Source organism: Azospirillum brasilense, assembly GCF_022023855.1.
Lineage (GTDB): Bacteria > Pseudomonadota > Alphaproteobacteria > Azospirillales > Azospirillaceae > Azospirillum > Azospirillum brasilense_F.
In genome coordinates this window covers 341,245-363,365 of record NZ_CP059450.1, presented here as the reverse complement: position 1 = coordinate 363,365, position 22,121 = coordinate 341,245, and the positions used below count along the sequence as shown (strand labels likewise).

General features: G+C 69.2%; 19 protein-coding genes. 9 read left to right on the top strand and 10 right to left on the bottom strand.

The window, feature by feature from the left end; genetic code table 11:
- Positions 1-138: 138 nt before the first annotated feature.
- From H1Q64_RS15010 to H1Q64_RS14970, 9 genes are all read left to right on the top strand, one after another.
- A complete protein-coding gene (locus H1Q64_RS15010) occupies positions 139-1,158 on the top strand; it encodes an ABC transporter ATP-binding protein (RefSeq protein ID WP_237905978.1) in 1,020 nt (339 codons plus the stop codon).
- 51 nt (positions 1,159-1,209) lie between these two features.
- A complete protein-coding gene (locus H1Q64_RS15005) occupies positions 1,210-2,526 on the top strand; it encodes an ABC transporter substrate-binding protein (protein ID WP_035676366.1) in 1,317 nt (438 codons plus the stop codon).
- A gap of 159 nt (positions 2,527-2,685) precedes the next feature.
- On the top strand, positions 2,686-3,609 hold the full coding sequence (locus tag H1Q64_RS15000; RefSeq protein ID WP_237905977.1) for an ABC transporter permease: 924 nt from the start codon (positions 2,686-2,688) through the stop codon (positions 3,607-3,609).
- Between the two features lie 3 nt (positions 3,610-3,612).
- Positions 3,613-4,452 (top strand): ABC transporter permease, encoded by an 840-nt coding sequence (locus H1Q64_RS14995; protein ID WP_237905976.1) that lies wholly within the window; start codon positions 3,613-3,615, stop codon positions 4,450-4,452.
- Between the two features lie 17 nt (positions 4,453-4,469).
- Positions 4,470-5,216 carry an aspartate/glutamate racemase family protein gene (locus tag H1Q64_RS14990; protein WP_237905975.1) on the top strand — a complete coding sequence of 249 codons (747 nt, stop codon included), beginning with the start codon at positions 4,470-4,472 and terminating at the stop codon, positions 5,214-5,216.
- A gap of 14 nt (positions 5,217-5,230) precedes the next feature.
- Positions 5,231-6,073 (top strand): GNAT family N-acetyltransferase, encoded by an 843-nt coding sequence (locus H1Q64_RS14985; protein ID WP_237905974.1) that lies wholly within the window; start codon positions 5,231-5,233, stop codon positions 6,071-6,073.
- 132 nt (positions 6,074-6,205) lie between these two features.
- Positions 6,206-6,598: an RcnB family protein gene (locus H1Q64_RS14980; RefSeq protein WP_237905973.1), complete on the top strand. Its 393-nt coding sequence runs from the start codon at positions 6,206-6,208 to the stop codon at positions 6,596-6,598.
- 102 nt (positions 6,599-6,700) lie between these two features.
- Positions 6,701-8,659 (top strand): tetratricopeptide repeat protein, encoded by a 1,959-nt coding sequence (locus H1Q64_RS14975; protein ID WP_237905972.1) that lies wholly within the window; start codon positions 6,701-6,703, stop codon positions 8,657-8,659.
- A gap of 112 nt (positions 8,660-8,771) precedes the next feature.
- Positions 8,772-9,026: a hypothetical protein gene (locus H1Q64_RS14970; protein ID WP_237905971.1), complete on the top strand. Its 255-nt coding sequence runs from the start codon at positions 8,772-8,774 to the stop codon at positions 9,024-9,026.
- On the opposite strand, the gene H1Q64_RS14965 is transcribed toward H1Q64_RS14970, so the two are convergent.
- The 10 genes from H1Q64_RS14965 to H1Q64_RS14920 all read right to left on the bottom strand — a co-directional run bounded on the left by H1Q64_RS14965 (position 8,996) and on the right by H1Q64_RS14920 (position 21,970).
- Entirely contained in the window at positions 8,996-10,066 is a 1,071-nt protein-coding gene (locus H1Q64_RS14965) for a response regulator (protein WP_237905970.1), read from the bottom strand. The genes H1Q64_RS14970 and H1Q64_RS14965 overlap by 31 nt on opposite strands.
- A 230-nt stretch (positions 10,067-10,296) precedes the next feature.
- Positions 10,297-11,046, bottom strand: coding sequence for a response regulator transcription factor (locus tag H1Q64_RS14960; protein ID WP_237905969.1), 750 nt, complete (start codon positions 11,044-11,046; stop codon positions 10,297-10,299).
- Between the two features lie 49 nt (positions 11,047-11,095).
- Positions 11,096-13,987, bottom strand: a complete 2,892-nt coding sequence (locus H1Q64_RS14955; protein ID WP_237905968.1) for a response regulator — start codon at positions 13,985-13,987, stop codon at positions 11,096-11,098.
- A gap of 424 nt (positions 13,988-14,411) precedes the next feature.
- Positions 14,412-15,173, bottom strand: a complete 762-nt coding sequence (locus H1Q64_RS14950; RefSeq protein ID WP_237905967.1) for a hypothetical protein — start codon at positions 15,171-15,173, stop codon at positions 14,412-14,414.
- A gap of 148 nt (positions 15,174-15,321) precedes the next feature.
- The gene (locus tag H1Q64_RS14945) at positions 15,322-16,095 is read right to left on the bottom strand and encodes a hypothetical protein (protein ID WP_237905966.1); all 774 of its coding nucleotides are present in this window, start codon (positions 16,093-16,095) and stop codon (positions 15,322-15,324) included.
- A 21-nt stretch (positions 16,096-16,116) separates the two neighbouring features.
- Positions 16,117-17,370, bottom strand: a complete 1,254-nt coding sequence (locus tag H1Q64_RS14940; RefSeq protein WP_237905965.1) for an ATP-grasp domain-containing protein — start codon at positions 17,368-17,370, stop codon at positions 16,117-16,119.
- Positions 17,367-18,152, bottom strand: a complete 786-nt coding sequence (locus H1Q64_RS14935; protein ID WP_237905964.1) for a GNAT family N-acetyltransferase — start codon at positions 18,150-18,152, stop codon at positions 17,367-17,369. The genes H1Q64_RS14940 and H1Q64_RS14935 overlap by 4 nt, the downstream gene beginning before the upstream one ends.
- Position 18,153: 1 nt before the next feature.
- Positions 18,154-19,191, bottom strand: coding sequence for an ABC transporter substrate binding protein (locus H1Q64_RS14930; protein WP_237905963.1), 1,038 nt, complete (start codon positions 19,189-19,191; stop codon positions 18,154-18,156).
- On the bottom strand, positions 19,188-21,164 hold the full coding sequence (locus H1Q64_RS14925) for an MFS transporter (protein ID WP_237905962.1): 1,977 nt from the start codon (positions 21,162-21,164) through the stop codon (positions 19,188-19,190). Before H1Q64_RS14925 ends, H1Q64_RS14930 begins: the two co-directional genes overlap by 4 nt.
- The gene (locus tag H1Q64_RS14920; protein WP_237905961.1) at positions 21,161-21,970 is read right to left on the bottom strand and encodes a hypothetical protein; all 810 of its coding nucleotides are present in this window, start codon (positions 21,968-21,970) and stop codon (positions 21,161-21,163) included. Before H1Q64_RS14920 ends, H1Q64_RS14925 begins: the two co-directional genes overlap by 4 nt.
- Positions 21,971-22,121: the final 151 nt, after the last annotated feature.

The following is a 22,121-nucleotide window of genomic DNA, read 5'->3' as shown; positions in this document are numbered from 1 at the left end:
CTGAAATCCTGACCAATCGTTGATTTTCGCCGCTGGAAAGCCGCGGAATTCGGCCATTCACACGCTGGCATGGAACTTGCGGACATATTCGACAGCCGCAGCGGGACCTGCGGATTGTGCACAAAATCGGAGAGGGCCATGACCGCCAGAACGACCGCAGCCGGATCGCCCGCCACCGGATCAACCGTCGAACTGGTGAAGCTGCGCAAGTTCTACGGCTCCACCGTCGCAGTGGACGGCATCGACCTGCGCATCGCCGCCGGGGCCTATTGCTGCCTGCTCGGCCCCAGCGGCTGCGGCAAGACCTCCACGCTGCGCATGATCGCCGGGCACGAGGACATCTCCGACGGCGACCTGCTGATCGGCGACACGGTGGTGAACGGGGAGCCGCCGGCCCGCCGCGGCACCGCCATGATGTTCCAGAGCTACGCCCTGTTCCCCCACCTGGACTGCACCGACAACGTCGCCTTCAGCCTGAAGATGAAGGGTGTCGCGAAGGAGGAGCGGCGCCGCCGCGCGCGGGAGATGCTGGACCTCGTCCACATGTCCCAGTACGCGGACCGGCTGCCCGCCCAGCTCTCCGGCGGCCAGCAGCAGCGCGTGGCGCTCGCCCGCGCGCTGATCACCCGGCCCGGCGTGCTCCTGCTCGACGAGCCGCTGTCGGCGCTCGACCCCTTCCTGCGCATCCGCATGCGGGAGGAGCTGAAGCGCTTGCACACCGAGCTTGGCATCACCTTCGTCCATGTCACCCACAGCCAGACCGAGGCGATGGCCCTGGCCGACCTGGTGGTGGTGATGAACCAGGGCCGGATCGAGCAGGCCGGTCCGCCGCGCGAGGTCTTCAACCAGCCGCGCACCGCCTTCGTCGCCCGCTTCATCGGCGGCCACAACGTGGTGGAGGACGCCGAGGGCCGCCGGGCCGTGCGGGCCGACCGCATCCTGCTCGGCCAGCCCGAGGGCTCAGACCATCAGTTGGAAGGCACCGTCCGCGCGCTGGAGTATCACGGCGCGTCGGTCCACCTGACGCTCGACGTGCCGGGTGCCGAGGACTTCGCCGTGGTGCTGGACGAATCCCGCTTCTACGACGCCCCGCTTGCCATCGGCGACCGCGTGACCGCGGGCTGGAAGGCGCGCGACGTCCATCCCCTGGTTGCCTGACTTTCCGATCCAACCCCCAAGAACCGACCGACCATACTGGAGGCACAGAGCATGACCGAGACGCGCACCGGCTCGCCCCTTTCCGCCGGGACCACCACGGGCGTCAGCCGCCGCACGCTGCTGAAGGGCACCGCCGCCGCCGCGGGCGTCGCCATCGGGTCGGGGGCGATCACCGGCTTCCCCACCATCTGGGCGCAGAACATCAAGAACGTCACGCTGCGCCAGTTCGGCACCGGCGTGTCGAATCTGAACGCCGTCGCCGACAAGGTGAAGGAGGATCTGGGCTTCACGCTGCAGATGACCGCGCTCGACAGTGACGCGGTGGCCCAGCGCGCGGTGACCCAGCCGAAGTCCTACGACATCGCCGACATCGAATATTGGATCTGCAAGAAGGTCTTCCCGGCCGGCGTAATGCAGCCGATGGACGTGTCCAAGATCAAGAACTTCGACAAGATCGTCCCGATCTTCGTCAACGGCAAGCTGACCCCGGAGAGCGCCGTCGCCCAGGGCACCGCCCCGCACACCGTCGGCTTCGTGGAGGGCAAGGACAGCATCAAGTTCGCCAAGTCGGCCACCCAGTGGATGACGTTGATCCCGACCATCTACAACGCCGACACGCTGGGCATCCGCCCCGATCTGGTCGGCCGCCCGATCAGCAGCTGGAAGGACCTGCTCGACCCGGCCTTCAAGGGCAAGGCGTCGATCCTGAACATCCCCTCCATCGGCATCATGGACGCCGCCATGGTCTGCGAGGCGATGGGCGAAGTGAAGTACGGCGACAAGGGCAACATGACCAAGGAGGAGATCGACAAGACCCTCAAGATCATGACCGACGCCAAGAAGGCCGGCCAGTTCCGCGCCTTCTGGAAGACCTTCGACGAGAGCGTCAACCTGATGTCGTCGGGCGAGGTCATCATCCAGTCGATGTGGTCGCCGGCCGTGGCCGCCGTGCGCGCCAAGGGCATCCAGTGCGTCTACCAGCCGCTGAAGGAAGGCTACCGCGCCTGGGGCGGCGGCCTCGGCATCGCCAAGCATCTGAGCGGGCTCGAGCTGGAGGCGGCCTACGAGTACATCAACTGGTACCTGTCGGGCTGGGTCGGCGCCTATCTGAACCGCCAGGGCTACTACTCCGCCGTGCTCGACACCGCTAAGGAGCACATGTCGCCGGACGAGTGGGCCTTCTGGATGGAGGGCCAGCCGGCCAAGACCGACATCCTCAGCCCCGAGGGCAAGGTGATGGAGAAGGCCGGCGCGGTGCGCGACGGCGGGTCGTTCCAGGACCGCATGGGCCGCGTCGCCTGCTGGAACGCGGTGATGGACGAGGACCGCTACATGGTCCGCAAGTGGAACGAGTTCGTCGCGGCGTAAGGCTCCGTTGCCCCCACCCTCCCGCTTCGCGGGTCCCTCCCTCCCCCGCTTCGCAGGGGAGGGCCGATTTCCCCTCCCCTGCGAAGCGGGGGAGGGTCAGGGTGGGGGCAAGACTCTCCCACACCAGCACACTCCCCCACGGCAACGGACTCCTCCGCCATGACCGTCTCCGCCGTCCCATCCGAAGCGTCCAGCGCGTCCGCGGCACCGCGGGGCGGCGGGGTGCGCCGTTCCGTGCTGCGCCGGGTCGCCCCCTATCTCCAGGCCGGACCGCTGGCGCTGGCGCTGCTGGTCTTCCTGCTGATCCCCATCCTGACCATCGTCGCGGTCAGCTTCTGGGACTATGACAGCATCCGCATCTACCCGGACTTCGTGCTGACCAACTACGAGGAACTGCTGACCTCCCCGGTCACCTGGAAGACCTACCTGAACACGGTGAAGTTCGCGGCGTTGACCTGGGTCATCACGCTGCTGATCGGCTTCACGGTCGCCTATTTCCTGGCCTTCCACGTCCAGTCCACGACGTGGCAGATGGTGCTGTTCCTGGTCTGCACGATCCCGTTCTGGACCTCCAACATCATCCGCATGATCTCGTGGATTCCCTTCCTCGGGCGCAACGGGCTGCTGAACTCCGGACTGATCTCCGCCGGGCTGATCGACCAGCCGCTGGAGTTCCTGCTGTTCTCCGACTTCGCGGTGGTGCTGGCCTTCGTGCACCTCTACGCGCTGTTCATGGTGGTGCCGATCTTCAATTCGATGATGCGCATCGACCGCGCCCTGGTCGAGGCGGCGCGCGACGGCGGCGCCAGCGCGGCGCAGGTGGTGTGGAACGTCATCCTGCCGCTGGCCAAGCCGGGCATCGCCATCGGCTCCATCTTCGTGGTCACGCTGGTGATGGGCGACTTCATCACCGTCCGCCTGATGAGCGGCGGGCAGAGCGCCTCCATCGGGCTGATGATCGCCAACGAGATCTCGCTGCTCCAGTACCCCGCCGCCGCCGCCAACGCGGTCGTGCTGCTGGCCGTCGTCCTCATCATGGTCGTGGCGATGCTGCGCATCGTCGACATCCGCAAGGAGTTGTAAGCGATGACCGGCACCAGCGCCCGCCGCGGCCTGTCCTTCTACCTGCTCGCCACCTTCTTCGGGCTGTTCGTCCTGTTCCTCTACGGGCCGATCGCCACCATCACCATCCTGTCCTTCCAGGGACCGGAGGGCGGGCTGACCTTTCCGATGAACGGCGTCTCCCTCCACTGGTTCAGGAACCTGTTCGAGCAACAGGCGGTTGGCGACTTCGGCGGCTCCTTCCGCCGCTCCATCGCGCTGGGGCTGACGGTGATGGTGCTGACGGTGCTGTTCTCCCTGCTCGCCGGCTTCGCCTTCCGCCGCCGCTTCCTGGGAAGCGGGGCGCTGTTCTATCTGGCGGTGGCGAGCCTGATCGTGCCGTCGATCCTGGTCAGCCTGGGCATCGGCCTGCTGTTCAACATCCTGGGGATCGAGCCGACCTGGTACGGCTCGGCGCTCGGCGCGCATCTGACCTGGACGCTGCCCTTCGGCCTGCTAATCGTCTTCGCCATCTTCAACCGCTTCAACCCGGCCTACGAGGAGGCGGCGCGCGACCTCGGCGCCACGCCCTGGCAGACGGTGCGGCATGTGGTGCTGCCGATCCTGCTGCCCAGCCTGATCGGCGTCGGGCTGTTCGGCTTCACCCTGTCCTACGACGAGTTCGCGCGCACGCTGATGACCGCGGGGTCCTTCAACACCCTGCCGCTGGAGATCTACGGCATGACCACCAACGTCACGACGCCGGTGCTCTACGCGCTGGGCACGCTGACGACGCTGTTCTCCTTCACCGTCATCGGCCTGTTCCTCGCCGGGGTGATGATCCTGCGCCGCCGCCGGCTGCGGCGGACCGGCGCCGCCGGTTGACGGGAGAGGAATCAACCATGCGCATCCTGGTCGTCAACCCGAACACCACCGCCTCGATGACCGAGAAGGCCGGGGCCGCCGCCCGCGCCGTCGCCGCACGGGGGACGGAGATCGTCGCCGCCAACCCCACGATGGGCCCCGCCAGCATCGAGGGCTATTACGACGAGGCGCTGGCCGTCCCCGGCCTGCTGGAGGTGATCGCCGCCCATGAACGCGCCGCGCCGGGCATCGACGGCGTCGTGATCGCCTGCTTCGACGATGTCGGGCGGGACGCCGCGCGCTGCCTCTCCACCGTTCCGGTGGTCGGCATCTGCGAGGCGGCGATGAAGACCGCCACCCTGCTCGGCGGGCGGTTCAGCGTGGTCACCACCATGCCGCGCTCCGTCCCGGCGCTGGAGCATCTGGCGGAACGCTACGGCGTGGCCGGGCGCTGCCGGGTGCGCGCCGCCGGCGTGCCGGTGCTGGCGCTGGAGGACCCGGCGTCGGGCGCGGTCGAGCGGGTGCGCGAGACCATCCGCCAAGCCATCGCGGAGGATGGGGCGGAAAGCGTCGTGCTGGGTTGCGCCGGCATGGCCGATCTGGCGCGCGCCCTGACCGCCGAAATGGGCGTGCCGGTGGTGGACGGCGTCACCGCCGCGGTGAAGCTGGTGGAGGGACTGGCCGTGCTGGGCTTGCGCACCGGCAAGACCGGCGGTTACGCTTTCCCCCTGCCCAAACCCTACGCCGGGGACATGGCGCGCTTCGCCCCCGCCCCGCAGCCCTGAACCGGAGGGACGCCATGGAAGGCTACCGCGTGCGCGTGATGAGCCGGGCCGAGTTGGACTTGGCCGTGGACTGGGCGCGGGCGGAGGGCTGGAATCCCGGCCTGCACGACGCCGGGGCTTTCCACGCCGTGGACCCGGAAGGCTTCCTGATTGGGGAGTTGGACGGCGAGCCGGCGGCCTGCCTTTCCGTCGTCCGCTATCCCGAGAACTTCGGCTTCCTCGGCTTCTACATCGTGCGGCCCGAGATGCGCGGGCGCGGCCTCGGCTGGGACCTCTGGCGGGCCGGGCTGAAGCATCTGGAGGGCTGTACCGTCGGTCTGGATGGGGTGGTGGCGCAGCAGGACAACTACCGCAAGTCCGGCTTCGCGCTCGCTTATCGCAACATCCGCTACGGCGGCGCGCCGCCCGCCGGAACCTCCTCCGCCGCGGCGCTGGTGGACGCGCGGATGGTGCCCTTCGACCGGCTGCTGGGATGGGACCGCGCCCTGTTCCCGGCGCCGCGCGCCGGCTTCCTGTCCAACTGGATCACGCTGCCCGGCGCCTCCGCGCTGGCCGCCGTGGTCGACGGGACGTTGCGGGGCTTCGGGGTGATCCGCCCCTGCCACAGCGGCAGCAAGATCGGCCCACTCTACGCCGCCGACCGCGGCACGGCGCGCGATCTGGCGCTGGCGCTCGCCGCCACGGCGGGGGACGGCCCGATTTTCCTCGACGTTCCGGAGGTCAACCGCGACGCCGTGCTGCTGGCGGAGGAGCTGGGCCTGACCCCGCAGTTCGAAACCGCCCGCATGTATCTCGGCCCCGCCCCAATCATCGACACCGCGCGCCTGTTCGGGGTGACGACCTTCGAACTGGGCTGAAGACGGGCAAAGCGTTACCGTAACAGTCCGTTACCAAACAGGGGGCCGCTGGACACACGCCGGCAACAGCACGCGCGCAGCATCGGGGCATCGGGATCACGATCCCGGCCTGACGAGAAGAGGGACACCCCCATGTCGCGCATTCTGATCGCCGCCATGACCACCGCCTTGACCGCCGCCACCATGCTGGTCGGCCTGGGCACCCAAGACGCCTCCGCCGCTGGCTGGGGACCGGATCATCGCGAACCGCCGCGGATGGAGCGGGACCATCGCGGCCCCGATTTGCACCGCCCCGAATCCCATCGCCCGCCGCCGACGGTCCACCGCGGGGCACGATACTGGAAACCCGGCGACCGCCTGCCCACCGCCTACGCGTCGCGGCGCCACGTCATTGCTGCGCCCGCCGCTTATCATCTGCACCGGCCGCCGCGCGGCCATCACTGGGTCCGCGCCGGGTCGGACGCCGTTCTGGTGGCGTCGAGATCGGGAATCATGGTTCGGATCGTCCCCGGCCTGTTCCGCTGAGAACATCCCCTTCCTTCATGGACGCGACCCGGCCGGGCGGTCTACTCTCCCCCGAGTTGCACCGCCTTTCCCCGCGATGCCCGATCCCATGATGGACGCTCCATGACGGACAGCCGCAGCCCCCGGCCCTCGCTCACCGATGCCCTGACCATGCACAACGACGGCCGCGGTGACGAGGCGGAGCGGACATACCGCCAGATCCTGAGGCGTGAGCCGCGCAACCCCGACGCCTGGCATCTGCTGGGCGTGCTGCAGTCCGAACGGGGCGATCACGACGCCGGCATCGCCAGCATCCGCACCGCCCTGTCCATCCGGGAGGCGCTGGAGTACCATCTGAATCTTAGCTCCGCCCTGTTGGACACGGGCCGTGTGGATGAGGCCCTGGACGCCCTGATGGCTGCGCTGCGCCTCGGACCGGACCGGGCGGACATCCATTTCCGGCTGGGCAACCTGTTTCGCCTGCAGCGGCGGCCCAACGAAAGCGTCGCCGCCTACCGCCAGGCCATCGCGCTCCAGCCCGGCTTCGTGGAGGCGCTGAACAACCTCGGCTCCCTGTTCCTGGAGGTCGGGCAGACCGACGCCGCCGTTGCCGCCTTCACCGACGCCATCCAGGCGGCGCCGGCCAACGCCCAGTCCCACGGCAACCTCGGCTACGCGCTGGACCTGCAGGACCGGCTGGGCGAAGCGGCGGCGGCTCACCGCGTCGCCCTGGCCTTCCAGCCCGATTTCGCCCTGGCCTGGTCCAACCTCGGCAACGTCCTGAAGGGGCAAGGGCATTTGGAGCAGGCCATCGCGGCCTACCGCTCAGCGCTGACGCACCGTCCCGATTTCCCGATGGCGCACAGCAACGTTCTGATGGCCCAGCATTACCTGCCGGAGTGCGGAAACGCCGACTTCCTCGCCACCGCACGCGGCTGGGCCGAACGGAACGACGGCGGACTCCCGGCGGCCGCTCCGGTGGTGCGGGACGACGGTCCCCGCCCGCTGCGCATCGGCTACGTTTCCAGCGACTTCAACAGCCATCCCGTCGGCTATTTCCTGGAAAGCGTCCTCAAGGCGCACGACCGCAAGGCGGTCACCGCCTTCGGCTACGCCAACAACGGCCGGACCGACGACGTGACGGAGAGCCTTCGCACGGCCGCCGACGGATGGCGCCCGATCGTCGGCATGGACGACGCGGCGGTGGCCGACCTGATCCGGCGGGACGGCATCGACATTCTCGTCGACCTGTCCGGCCACACCGGGAACAACCGCCTGACCCTGTTCGCCCGGCGGCCCGCCCCCGTCCAGGTGAGCTGGCTGGGCTACTTCGGGACGACCGGCCTGCCGGCCATGGACTGGATCATCGCCGACCGTCATGTGCTGCCGCCAGGGGAGGAGCGGTTCTTCACCGAGAAGGTCTGGCGCCTTCCCGACAGTTATCTGTGCTTCACCCCGCCGGCGGAAGAGGTGGCGGTCGGGCCGCTTCCGGCGCTCGCCGGCGGATCGGTCACGCTCGGCGCATTCCACAACAGGGCCAAGATCACCCGGCCGACCGTCGCGCTGTGGGCGCAGGTCCTGACCGTGCTGCCGCAAGCCCGCATGCTCCTGAAATCGCGGGAGTTCGGCGATTACGGCGTGCGGCAGGCGTTGCGCGACCAGTTCGCCGCCCATGGCATCGCGTCGAACCGCCTGCGCATGGAAGGGAAAACGCCTCGGGCGGACTATTTCAACAGCCTCAACCGCATCGACCTCGCGCTGTCCCCCTTCCCCTTCGGCGGCGGCACGACGACGGCCGAGAGCCTATGGATGGGCGTGCCGGTGGTGACCCTGCGCGGCGATCGTTGGGCGGGGCGGATCGGGGTCAGCTTCCTGGAAACGCTGGGCCTCGCCGAGCAATTGGTGGCGGACAGCCCGGAGGAGTACGTCGCCAAGACCGCCGCCCTCGTCGGCGACCTTGGGGCGCTGGCCGCCCTGCGCGCCAGCCTGAGGGAATGCATGCGTCAATCACCTTTGTGCGACGCGCCGGCCTTCGCCCGCTCGCTGGAGGAGGCCTATCGGTCGATGTGGCGTGAACCGTAAGGGGACCGCGGGCGTGCCAAAGGAAGTCCTTCCGATACGCCCTGGCACAACGACGCCGAACATGCGTTGAAGGAACCGACGACGCAGCGGAAGCGAGGCCGGGACGCCGATGATGAAGGACCCCAAACAGATCGCGCGGGTTGCCCTGCAATCGGCCCGTGTCAATGTCGAGGTGTACGAGGCCTGTGGCCTGATCGACACGCCGTCAGCCCACGGCCTGCGCTACAAGATCGCCGTGCAGGCCAGCGACGTGAACGGCGACGAATGCCGTTTCCCCTCCTGCGCCTGCCCCTGGCCGGACTGTTCCCGCCAAGCGGAGGCCGGAGCGGCGGACGATCAGCCCAGCGGGCCGACCGTCTCCACGTAACGCTCCATGGCGGCGACGCCCTCTTCGGTCAGCTCGATGAAGACGCGGCGGCCGTCCTTGTCGTCGGCGATGCGCCGGACCAACCCGCGGTCGTGCAGGTCGGTGATGCGGCGCAGCGCCGTGGTCTGCGCCACGCCGGACGCGATGCACAGCGACGACACGGAAATCCGCCGGCCCTGGAGATGATTGATCATCAGGTCCAGCAGCATGTCCCAGCAGGGGTCCTCGAACAGGCCCTTGGGAAAGAACTTCTCGCGGGCGGCACGTTTGCGACGGATGGCCGTCAGGATGCCCAGGCTGTCCGGCGCACCGCCTTCCGGTACCGGTTCGCAAACGATTTGAGCCGCGGTCGTCATCGCCGCAGGAGAGGTTGCTGGTGCGGGCGCCGCGCGATGAGCCGCGACGAAGGGCATCACGCGGGCCGCCGCAGCCTCTCCGCGCAAGGCGCGCACCGTCTCGACCAGCGCCAGCCCATGGCGATAAGCCTGCTCCAGCGCGTCGTCATGGCTGCCCATCGACACCGGCGGCCGATCCGGGACCGACGACGCGATCCCCTCCCCACCGCTGAGGACACGGGCGAGCGCGCGCTCGATCTGCGTCTCATCCTCCGGGTCGGTCACCACGTCGGCGGCGTCGAGCCGCAAGGCGCGCACCACGTCGTCCGCCTCGGGGTTGCGGGCGAAGAGGATGCAGGCGAGGCCGCGGTGGGTGCGGTGCAGCCGCTCCATCAGCGCCAGGCCGTCGAACCAGGGCGACCCGCCGTCCACGAAGACGACGCCGACGCTGCGGTCCACGTCGAGCAGGCCCAGAGCCGAGATCACGTCGCGCGTGTCCTGCACCCGGTGGCCGAGCCGCAGGGCGCAGTCGCGGATCCCGGCGATGGCCGCGCTGTCGTTGCCGATGATCAGAATGGAAGGCGCCGCCGCACAATTCGGTGCTGAGTAGCCCGCTGCCGTTTGACTGGCCGCCGTTTGACCAGCCGTCAAGTGACCAGTCAGCGTGAAGCGCTCCGCCGAACGCGAAACCAGGGACCGTTGCATGCCGCTCTCACCCGCATCAGATCGCGCGCCGGTTGACCGGCGGCTGTGTCAGGCCCGGCGCGGCGACCCGTTGCGGCGGAACTCTCCGCCACCTCCAGGTACCCGCTTGGAACCGTCAATCATTCGTTGGGTGATGTATAGCATTACCCCGTTCGAACGCGTATCAACGGCCGTTGATACTTTTCTGCCGGAGTAACGTGCGGTTTATTATTGCATATTAATCATTATCGTCAGGAATCGTCAGATTCCAATGCATAACCGACCCCGCGGACAGTAACAATCGGCGAGGCCGCGCCGTCATCCAGCCGCATCTTGCGACGCAGCCGGGTGATGAGCGTGTCCACCGTGTGCTCGCTGATGGAGCGCGGGTCGCGGTTGCTGATCACGTCCAGCAGATATTCGCGGCTGACCGGGTTGGGCCGCATGGCCGCCAATGCCGCCAGGATGTTGAACTCCCCCGTCGTCAAAGCGAGGTAGGAACCGTCGGGACGGAACAGCGCGCGGCGCACCAGATCCAGGCGCCATCCCCGGAAGGTCAGCGGCGCGTCGGGCGATGGCACAGCGGCGCTTTCGACGGGCGCGGGCGGATTCGGAGACGCCCCGGAGCGGCGCAACAGGTTGCGGATGCGGATCAGCAATTCCAGCAGGTCGACCGGCTTGGTCACATAGTCGCCGCCGTGGGACAGACCGGCGATGCGGTCGGTCGGGCTGTCGCGGCCGGTCACGAAGATCAGGGGAACGGTCTCCCCCAGCCGCAACCGCTCGGCCAGGGCCAGCCCGTCGCAGTCCGGCAGGTTGATGTCCAGCAGCACAAGGTCCGGCCGGTCCTGCGCGATGCGCTCCGTCAGTTCCGCCCCGTTCGCTGCCCGCAGCACCCGCAACCCCTGGTGCTCCAGATAGGTGGCGATCAGATCCTGCGTTTCGGGAGAATCCTCGACCACCAGCACGGTCCGCCCGACCAGCTCCGATCCGACGCTCATGGCGCCCTACCCGCCGCAGCCGTTCCCCTCGCAACACTACCAGTCGCCGTCATACCAGCCCCGCCTCCCCCTTTTCGATGGCGCGCAGAGCGGCGTGAAGCCGGTCCCGCAGCGCCGCCGTGTCCCCTTGCATGGAAGCGGCCCCCCCACTCCCGCTTTCGACGGCCTGCGCCGTCCGCTCCAGCGCCCGCGCCGCAGCGCTCACCTCCGGAAAGCCATAGGTGCCGCCGCTGCCCTTCATGCGGTGGGCCGCGTCGACGACCCGCCGGGGCGGCGAGTCCGCATCGTCGAGAACCGCCAGCACGTCCCGGCAGGCCTGGGCGAAGCGGTCCATCAGCCGCGCGCGGTCGGCGGTCGACAGCTGGCCGGTGGCGGGGCCTCTGGTGAGCGGCGCCCCCTGAACCGCCAAGGGCGGAGCGGGCGCGCAGGAACCCGACGGCGCGTGGCGGGCGAGCGCGTCCTGAAGCGCGTCGGGATCCACCGGTTTCGCCACCACCTCGTCGACCCCGGCCTCCAGATAGTCCGCCCGGTCCTCGGGAGAGCTGTTGGCGGTCACCGCTATCACCGGCACCAGCGCCCGCTCCGCGTCCGGCAACGCGCGGATGCGCCGTGTCACCTCCACCCCGTCAATGCCCGGCAGCCGCATGTCGAGCAGGACGACGTCCACAGCCCTGGTCGCCAGAACCGCCAGTGCCTCCTCCCCGCTCTCCACATAGACGGCGCGGTGGCCGCCGGGCGCCAGATACTCGCGAAGGATGGCTTGGTTCTCCGGTGCGTCCTCCACCACCAGGATGTCCAGGCTCCCCGGCACCGGCATGGGAGCGGAGCGGCCCGGCGACGGATCGGCCACCGGCAACGGGCGTGTCGGCAGCGAGACCGTGAAGAGGGAGCCGCCGCCCGCCCGGCCTTCCAGGCAGACGTCGCCGCCCATCAGCCGGACAAGCCCATTCACGATGGCGAGACCCAGGCCGGCACCGTCGCGGCGGTTGCCTTCCAGGCGGGTTCCTTCCAGCCGATGAAAGGGCTCGAAGATGATGGCCTGCGCCGCCCGCGGCACGCCGGGACCGCTGTCCGCCACCGTCAGGCACAGGACGACCGTCCCGCTGGCCGCATCCGGCGGCGCCGGCTTCGCGGTCAGCGACACCTCCACCCCGCCGCACTCGGTGAATTTCACGGCGTTGCTCAGCAGGTTCAGGACGATCTGGCGCAGGCGCAATGGATCGATCCAAAAGCGCGCCGCCCCCAGCCCGCTGATCATCAGGGACAGGGCGAGTCCCTTCTCCTCGGCGCCCGCGCGCATCAGCGCCACGGCGTCCTCGACCAGCGCCACCACGTCGGTGGGTTGGGGATGAAGCTCCATCCGGCCCGCCTCCAGCCGCGACAGATCGAGGATGGTGTCGAGCATCGAGACGAGATGCCGCCCCGCCCCGTCCGCGACGCGCAGCCGCTCGTCCATCTGGTCGGTCGGCCCCTCGCGGCGGATCACCCGCACCATGCCTAGAACAGCGTTCAGCGGGGTCCGGACCTCGTGGCTGAGGTTGGCGAGGAAGCGTTCCAACGTCGCGGACTTGTCGGACAGGGCGCGGGTGCGCTCGGCGATCTGGCGCTCCAGCCCCTCGTTGAGGGCGGCCAACTCCTGCGACAGCCGGCGCTCGTTGAGGAAGGCCGTTTCCACCCGCCGCCCCAGCACCAGCGCGTGGCTGAACAGGAATAGCAGCGCACCGTAGGGAACGAGGTCGATGCTTTCGAAGAAATGCGCGTACATCAGCGCGTCGTGCACCACCGACCCCAGGAAGGCCAGCGCCCCCGCCCCCAGCAGGAGCGCGCCGGAACGGCGGCGCAGTGCGGCCACGGCGAGGCGCCACGCGAAATACAGGGCAGACAGCACCAGCAGCAGGCTCGCCACATCGCGCAACCGGGTGAATTGCGCCGGTTCCGTCACCAGCACCAGGAACACGCCCGGCACCGCGACTGCCATCATGACGCGCCCCACCCCGCGGTGCAGACATCCGGGAAACAGCTCGCGCAGCAGGTGGAAGTAGATCGGGTAAAACATGTAGATCGGCAGATATTCCAGCCGGTAGGCCCACACCTCCGACACGCCGGGGAAGAAAACGCGCAGCAGCTCGCTGGTGCAGATCAGCCGCATGGCGCAGGCGGCCAGCAGCATGACCAGGAACAGAGGGGCCGCCGACAGGCGACGGCGCAGGAAGGCGCCGATGAACAGCGCCATCAGGGACAATGACATCAACGCCCCGGCGTTGGTCATCAGCTGCCGCTGCCACAGCCGCGACAGCCCGCCGTTGGCGTCGAGATAGATCGTGCGCCCGATCCCGCCCTCGAAATGGAAGTGGTTGGACACCTCCACCGCCAGTTCGATCACACGCTGGCCGCCATGCAGCGTGACGAAGCGCGAGACGGAGGAGGACTGCTCCTGCGCGGTGGCCAGGGCCGGAACACCGGCGGCTGCAACCGAGCGGCCGTCGACCCATACCCGCATGGCGGAATTGACCGGCGGCATCTTCAGCGTCAGCGGCGGCATGCCGGGCGGCAACAGGATCTTCAGGCGGAAGGTGGCGGCCCCCATCCCGTCCATCTCCCGGCCGTCCGGGCGCTCGGCCCCGTTCCAGATCGCCGGCAGGGTGAAGGGCGTCCAGAGTCGGCCGTCCGGCTCCGGCAGCGGGTTCAGGGTTTCCTCGCCGGCCAGACGGTCCCAGGACACCAGCCATTCGCCGTCCAGCGACACCGGCCCGTCGAGATCGGCGTACCAGCCGCGCAGGTCGAGCACGCCGTGCTCCGCCTGCGGCAGGACGGTGGCCAGGGCCGGAACGGTGCCCGGGGCGGCACAAAGAAGAGCGAAAAGCAGAACAGCGCCCAGCCGTCGGGCGGCACAAGCAAAAATGGCGGTTACGGACGGCATGACGGCAGGCGGCAGAGGCACCGGGGCACAGTTCCTTCGACAGGCGCATGGCACAGGCCGCGGCCCGACCCGCAGGCCGAATGGCGCCCAACCAATCCCATCATGAGAGGTATCGCAAAACGGTCGTTACGGAAATACCGATGCACTCAGGCATTTAAAGCCGAAACCCCATAAACCCGAAACCGGCCACGCTGCGAAGTATAATCAGCCATCGGCGCAACAACGACTCAGAAATTCGCAACAAGCTTCATCGACCGTAAATCCTATAGGAATTGTGGTTTTAATCTTTTAATCGAGGATACGGCCCATACTTGCCGCCGACCGTCGGACACGGGGATCCCAACAGGGTTCTCTAATGGGAAAAGCGTCCGGAACCGCCCGAACACAGGCGAACTTCCGGACGCTCCCAACCATTGAACCCGATGGGCCGCGGCGCTGGACGCGGTCAGGCCATAGCCTTCATCTGCTTGTCCATGCGGGCGAGTACGGCCATCACCTCCTTGCAGCGGCTCTTCACATCCTCGTCAGTCTCCGGGAGGCCGTCCTGGGACGAGATGTTGCGCCAGTCCTTCAGGAAGGCCTTCAGTTCGGGCATTTTCGGCAGCTGGGTGCCGACGCCGCGGATGTCTTCCTTCCACAGGTCCTGATAGTCGCTCACGGTCTTCGCCGTCTTCAGCTTCTTCGCCAGCGACAGCATGTACTTCTCAAGGATCTCCCGACCCTTGGCCCGCACCTTGTCGGCCTTCTCGATGGCGTCCTTCATGCCCTCGTAGTCATCGACGATCTTGTCGCCGAGCGAGGACTGGTTGAAGGCGACGAAGAGCTGATCGGCGGCCTTGGCCACCTTCTCCGCGTGGGCGGTGGAATCCTTCGGAATCAGCTTGTTCGATTTGAACTTCTTCGCCGTCGCCTCGGCCAGATCGCGGAGCTTCTGGAGCTGGGTGCGCAGCGGCTCGACCGAGCGCTTGTACTCCGCCCGCGCCTCGTCCAGCAGCGAGTCGAGATCGTCCAGCGTGGCGTTGCTGGGGGCGTTCACCGACACGCTCAGCTTCTTCCAGTCGATGGCGCCGTGCGCCTTGTCGACCGCCTTCATCGCGTCGCCGACGCCGGTCTTGCCGGCGATCTTGGCGATGGCGCCCTTCTTCTTGTCCCAGTCCTTCTGGGTCAGGATGTCCGGGATATCGATGCGCTTCAGGGGACCACCCATGTCTCAGCTCCTCCGCTTAACCAAACATTCACCCTATCGGCCTGCATGGTAGGAGGCGGGCGCGCCCCTCGGAATCGGCGATTGCTCCTCTCCCACCACTACCGGAAGCGATTGGGTCCAAAACGGCGGCTTCCGTCCCCGCCTCGTTTCAGCGGCCGCCCACCAGCTGCACCACGCCCTTGCAGACGGTGGCGAACTCCTTGATGAGGTCGGTGATCTGACGGGCGGTGTAGTCGGGCGGCACGCGCATCGGCGGCCCATCGCCGCCCTGCCCGGCCCAGGGGGCGAGCTTACGGCGGTAGAAGTCCGGATCGGCACGCAGCCCGTCCAGCGCCTTCGCCGCGGCGAGCTGGGTGGCAAGATCGCGGGCCAGCGCCGGGAACAGCTCGTTGTAGGTGTCCGGCGTCGGCTTGGCGCGCACCTTGGCGACCCCGGCGGCGGCGCGGGCCAGCGCGCCGTTGATGTTCGCCTCCCACCGCTTCTGCGCGCGTTCCGACGAGGCGGCGTCCTTCTCGGCCTGGGCGGCCTGTGCCTTGAGGCGGTCGGCGTCCGCACCGATGTCCGCCTCCAACTCGGCGAGGTCCTTGGCGAGCGCCTTCATCGCCCGCTCGCAGGCCGCCGCCGCGGCCTTGTCGCCACGGCTCGCCGCATCTTCGTCCAGCGCCTTGTCGAGCGCGGCCAGATAGGCCTTGCGCGCCTTCACAGCGTCCTTCCCCGCGGCAACGAGATCCTTCACGGCCTCGTCACCGGCCGTGGCGGCGCGGTGGACGGCGTCGCCGGCCTTCAGTGCCTTGACCAGCGCGGCGTCACCGTTCAGCGCGGCGGCGACCGCCTTGGCGTCCTTCGGCCGATGCTTCGCCGTTGCAGCCTCGAAGCGCTTGCGGGCTGCGGCCCAGCGCTGCTCGTAAGGGACATGCGCCATCGCCGCCCGCCCGCTCCGACGCTACGCGACAATCGGCTGGAGGCGGTCCTCCAGGGAGCGGATGGCGGCCCAGTCGTGTTCGAACACGGCGCGGTCCGGATGCGCCAGATAGATTTTCGCCAGCACCTGCGTCAGATCGAGCGTCGGCACCACCTCGTCCCCAACCCTCGGCACGAGGCCGTAGCCGCGCACGCTCGCCATCCCGTCCAGAATGGAGAGATCCGGCAGCGCCTCCACCCGGCCGGACACCAGCACCGGCAGATAGAGGACCATCGCGTCGGCCTGGAAGCGGTAATGGCCGTCGAGCAGCGGCCCGACCACCCCCGCCCCGTCGAAGGCGTCGACCAGCAGATCGACCTGATCGTGTCCTGTGCCCGCCGCGATGCCGGTTGTGGAGCCGGCCGGCCCCATGGCGCGCGCCGCGATCTCCACCAGGGCCGGGCCACGGGCGGTCATCCGCACCTCGGCATGGCCGGCACCGTCGGTGATCTCCAGCGCGTCGAGGACCCGGCGGATGTAGCCCATCAACGCCTGCGCCACCGGCTCCTCCGGCGGCAGAAGCCGGTAGTAGTCGTAGACAAAGGGCGACCCGTTCAGCGCCCGCTTGGCCGACAGCAGCACATCGCTGACATAGTGGCGGCCACCACGGCTGACCGTGTTGACGACGTATTCAAGGCCGTCGAGGTAGGTCTGCACCAGCACCCGCTCGTTGGCCGAGCCGCAGAAATCGCGGCTGCCCAGGATGGCGTCGACAGCGGCGCGCAGTTGCGCCGGGGTGTCGCAGAAATAGACATGGTCGGTGGAGGCGCTGGCCATCGGCTTCGCCACCACGGGCCAGCCCGCCTGTGCCGCCCACTCCACCGCCTCCGCGGCGCCGGTCGCCATGGTCTGGCGGGCGGTCAGCAGACCGGCGGCGGCCAGCCGCTCGATCATCATGAACTTGTTGCGGCGCGCGGCGGTCAGCTTCGGGCTGTTGCCCGGCGTGCCCAGAACGGCGCCCAGCGCGTCGGTCAACTCCACCGCGGACTCGTTGCCCGGCAGGATGAAGGCCGGGGCCAGCGGGCGCAGCGTCCTCGCCAGCGCGTCGAGGTCGCCGTCATGGAGGATGTGCGCCGCGAAATCGTCGGGCTGGTAACTGCGCAGCAGCGACGGGGCGAGGTCCGGGCGGCTCTGCACCGCGACCACGTCGTAGCCCCGCGCGCGCAGGCGTGGTGCCAAAAGGATGCCGGTGGAATAGGGATCGACGACGACCGCCGTTTTGAGCGGAGGGCTCATGGCGTGACCTCCAGCGCGGCATCCTGGGGCAGTGCCTGCACAGCCTCGACCGGGCGCGCGTAGGTGACCAGCGGCACGGGACCGTCCAGCTCCACCGAACGCCCAACCCACCCGGCCTCGATCACCGCCCTCTGTTCGTCCAGCTCCGGCACGGCGAAGACGCGCTCGCTGCCCGGCATCCAGGCGGGCGGGGCCGCTCCCAGATCGCGGTGCAGCAGGTAGCGCAGCCGACCGCTGGCGTGCATGACCAGCACCCGCCGCACCAGGAAACCGCCAGTCAGCAGGTTCGACAGGCTGCGCGGGTTGGACAGGGCGACGCGCGAGAACAGGTGAGGACGCCCGGCTCCCAGCGCGTGGAGCGTGCGCAGCGTCACCAGCAGCCGTTGCAGCCCGTTGCCGCGGAAGTCCGGATGGACCATGCAGCTCGCCATATGGGCGGTGGCGGTGACGGCGGGGCGCGTGCCCGGCAGGTCGTCCACGAAGGCCGGCATGCCCGGCTGCGGCAGGCCCAGGATGGCACAGCCGATCAGCCGCCCCTCGGCCTCCAGCCCCAGAGTCACGCCGCGCTCGCCCAGATGCAGACCGGCGAACTCCGGCGTCTCCGGGAAATAGGCGTCGATGTCCGGCAACTGCCCGAAGATGTAGCCGCGGAACGCCTCCAGCGCCGGCAGGTCGGCGGGGCCGAGGAAGCGGATGCGGTAGGGAACGCAGACCGGGGCGCCGCACCGGACGCGCAGCATGCCTGTGTGGACCGTCTGTTCGGGGGATAAGAGGACCGTCATGTCAGGCGTCCTGCACGATTTCGGCGATGTTGAGCAGGCGCATCGGCGGGTAGAGGTCCAGTTGCTTGGCCGCCCCGATGCGCAGCAGCAGGGAGAAGCGGTTCAGCGTCTCCACCGGGATGCCATCGGCGGGCTTGGCCCCGGTCAGGATCTCCACCGCCTTCAGCCCGGCGAAGCGCCCGACGTTGACCGCCGGGCTGACCAGCCCCATCAGCAGGTTGGCCCGGCGGATCGGGAGTTCGGTGGAGCAGAAGGTGGCCAGCCGGTGGGCCAGCGCCTGCTCCGCCACCACCGCGTTGTTGTTGGAGGCGACCAGCGTGTCCGGCCCGATGTAGACCAGCTCCGACCCGGCGCGCGCCGCGTCGGCGATCAGGTCGGGGATGGCGGCGGCGACCGGCGCGCCGGAGGCGTCGCGCGGCAGCGCGGCGTCGTGGATCTCCACCCCCTGGCGGGCGGCCTCCTCCTTCAGGTCGCGCACGGCGACGACCATGTTGTCCTCGGCCGGGTTGTAGACCGCGGCGATCTTCTTCCAGCGCCGGTAGGACAGCATCGTCTTCATCTGCACCGCGACCGGCGCGATGTGCCGCGTGCCGGTGACCGCGCGCCCCGGACGGTCGAGCGCGCGCACGACGCGCGAGGCCACCGGATCGGTGACCGAGGTGAAGACCACCGGCACGTCGGTCAGGAAGCGCGACGGGTCGGGATCGTCGTAGCGCCCGACCGTCGCCAGAGTCAGCGGCGTGAAAACCGTCACCACCAGATCGGGCTTGGACGCCCGGATCTCCGGCAGCAGCGTCGGCATGGCGGAGGCCTGCGGCACCTCGCGCACCTCCACCGTGGCGGACAGGCCGCTCGACGCGATGAAGTCGCGCAGGCCCAGCACGTCGCCCACATCCTTGCGCGGGGACAGCACGACGATGCGCGCCGGCTTGGCGGAGCTGAAGGTCCTGGCCGTCTGCGCGAAGGCCGGAAGGCCGCCGGCCGCCAGCGCTCCGGCGGTGAGGGCTCCCGTCAGGACGGTGCGGCGGGACAGGCTCATGCGGGGGTCCTCTGCGGGAAGTCGGCGGGCGGGCGCGGACGGAACAGGGTGCTCAGCAGAAGCTGCACGGCGACGCAGGCCGCCAGGACCGCGCCGATGCCCTTCAGCGCCCCGGCGTAGCCGTAATGGGCCAGGAACAGCCCGGCCAGGAAGGGGGCGACGACGGAGCCGAGCCGCTCGATCAGGCGGAACATGCCGATCACCGTGGTCTCGCCCAGCGCCGCCCGCTCCTTGACGCAGACATCGGCGAGCATGGCGAGCTGCGGCGCGCCGAGCATGGCGTGCGCCACCCCCAGCAGGGCGACCCCGGCCAGCGCCGTGCCGAGCGACCCCGGCATCGACAGCACCCAGGCCGCCCCGGCGGCGACCAGCCCGCCCACCACCAGGAAGCCGATGCGTTGGCCCGAGCGGTCCGACAGCTTCGCCGCCATCGGCGATACCACGATCATCAGCAGCCAGTAGAGCAGCAGCACGCGCCCGATCCAGGACTGGCTGACCCCCTGGTCGTCCAGCGCCAGCGGCAGCAGGAAGAACAGAAGCGCCGTCAGCCCCAGCTTGGCCGGAACCGCGCTGAAGACGGCCAGCCCGACGAAGCGCGGGTTGCGCAGGCACAGCACGGCGTCGGCCAGACGCAGGCCGCGGCTGGATTTGGCCTGGGCCCCGCGCACCCGCGGCAGCACCTGCCACGCCATGAAGGCGGCCAGCAGCGCCAGCCCGGCGGAGATCAGGAAGGTCGTGCGGAAGCCCACCTGCCCGGCGATCACGCCGCCGATGGCCGGGCCGCAGACGCCGGCGCTGAGGATGCCGCCGGCGTACATGGCGATGGCCTGCGCGCGCTGCTTGGGGTCGGTGGCGTCGATGACGAAACCCTGCGCGGCGATGAAGACGCTGGCGTAGCCGACGGCGGTCAGGCAGCGCGCGACGATGAGCTGGATGAGGTCGGTGGCGAGGCCGGAGCCGACCAGACCGACGAAGGAGAGCAGCGCCCCGCCAAGGAACACGGCCCGCCGCCCGCGCCGTTCCGACACGCTGCCGGCGATCGGCTGGCTGACCGCCCAGAGCAGCATGAACAAGGCGATGGGCGCGCCGATGACCATCTCCATCGAAAGGCCGGGCACCGGTTCGAACAGCTGCTTGATGTAGACGGACAGGAAGGTGCGGGTCAGCTCCTCCGCCAGGGAGAAGATGAAGATGGCGAAGCGCAGCTCCACCACCCGCTGCATCATGCCGATCTTGGTCATCGCCGGCTCGGAGGCGGTCATATCGGCCTTGTGCTGCACGCTGTCCAGCGCCCAGTCGACGGCGCGCGACAGCTCGCCCACCTCGTCGCGGTTGCGCAGGGCGACGCGCACCCCGAGATGCCCGTCGGCGGCCTGCTTCATCACCGCCGTCACCCGGCGCAGCGGTGCGGCGACGGAGGAGCCGACGACCAGCAGCAGGATCTCGATGTTCAGCAGGATGGCGACGATCAGCACGGAGCCGAGGTCGAACACCACCTCGTTCATGGCCGAGCGGACATAGCCGGAATCGACGCCGACATGCAGCCGCGCCTCCCCGTTCCCCTCCAGCGGCAGGACGGTGTCGAGGAATTGCGGGGACTCGCCTTCCGGCGGGGCGTCGGCGACGATCAGGCGGGTGCCGGACCGCGCCTCCTCGGTCCCGGAGAAGGCATGGAGGCGCCCGCCGATCTCCAGCGCCAGATACTTGACGTCCGGGTTGGCGGCCAGCGCGTCGGAGAGCAGCTCCTCCACCCCGACCAGCTTGTCCAGCTCGAACCCCAGCGCCACCGCGCGGTCGATCTGCGCCACCACGTAGGACCCGACGACCTCGGCCTTGCGGGCCAGTTCCGGCTCGATCAGCGGGCGGAACAGCGTGTTGACGTGGTTGGTCTGGACGGCGAGGCTGACCAGCATCAGGACGGACACGACGCCCGTCAGCATCCAGTTCAGGCGGCGGATGAAGGACAGCTTCATGGCGTGACTCCCGCCGGGCGCGCAGACTCCGCCGCCGGACCGGCGGGCTGGGGATGGTCCTCCTCCGCGCCGTGCTGCTGCTGTTCCAGGATGCGGTCGGCGAAGTCCTTCAGGCCGGGGGCGAAGGCCGCCAGCTCCGGGGTCAGGTTGGGCGGCTCGCCCATGCCCAGCATGTTGATGCTGGCGGTCATCTCGCGCAGCCGCCGCTGGATCGGGCGCAGCAGCAGCCAGACCGCGACCATGGTGACGAGAAGCCCGGTCAGCAGATTGATGCCGCCGGACAGCAGCAGGTCCGGAATGGTGCCGCGGATGCCCGCCTGCACCTCGCCCAGCGAATAGGTCAGGGCGACGCCGCCGGCCACGCCGCCGAAGGCGTTGCGGATGCCGAGCAGAAGCGCCTGGCTGTCGCCGTCGGCGACGGCGGCCACCCGGTCGGACTTGCCGTCGCGGGCGAAGGCCGCCTTCCAGCCGGCGGGGATCGTTCCGACCGGCCCGCCGCGGCCCGCCGCGGCCAGCACCTCGCCCGTGTCGGTGAACAGGACCAGACCGGTGATGCGGTCGTCCCGCGCCATCGCGCGCTGGATCAGCGCGTCCAGATTGCGCAGGGCGGTGATGGACACGCCAAGACTGACGGCGCCTTCGACCTCCCCCACCAGCCCGCGCAGGGCGACGGTGAAGCGGGAGGCCACGGTGTCCTCCACCATGCGCTCCATCTTCAGGTAGGAGAGCGCCGCGGTGGAGAGCAGCGCGAAGCAGAGCGCCACCTGGAGCAGCAATATGATCTTGGTCGTCAGGGTCAGGCGCATGGGTCCGGTGCCGGCAAGGGATGCGGCAACCTTACGCGCATCACGCGCGCCGCCGTTTCCAAGACGGGTCCAGTCTGGAGAAGACCCCGACGACATGCCTCCGCTCCGGCCCGACCCCGCCTGACGCGCACCTTCGCCCACCGCACCGCAA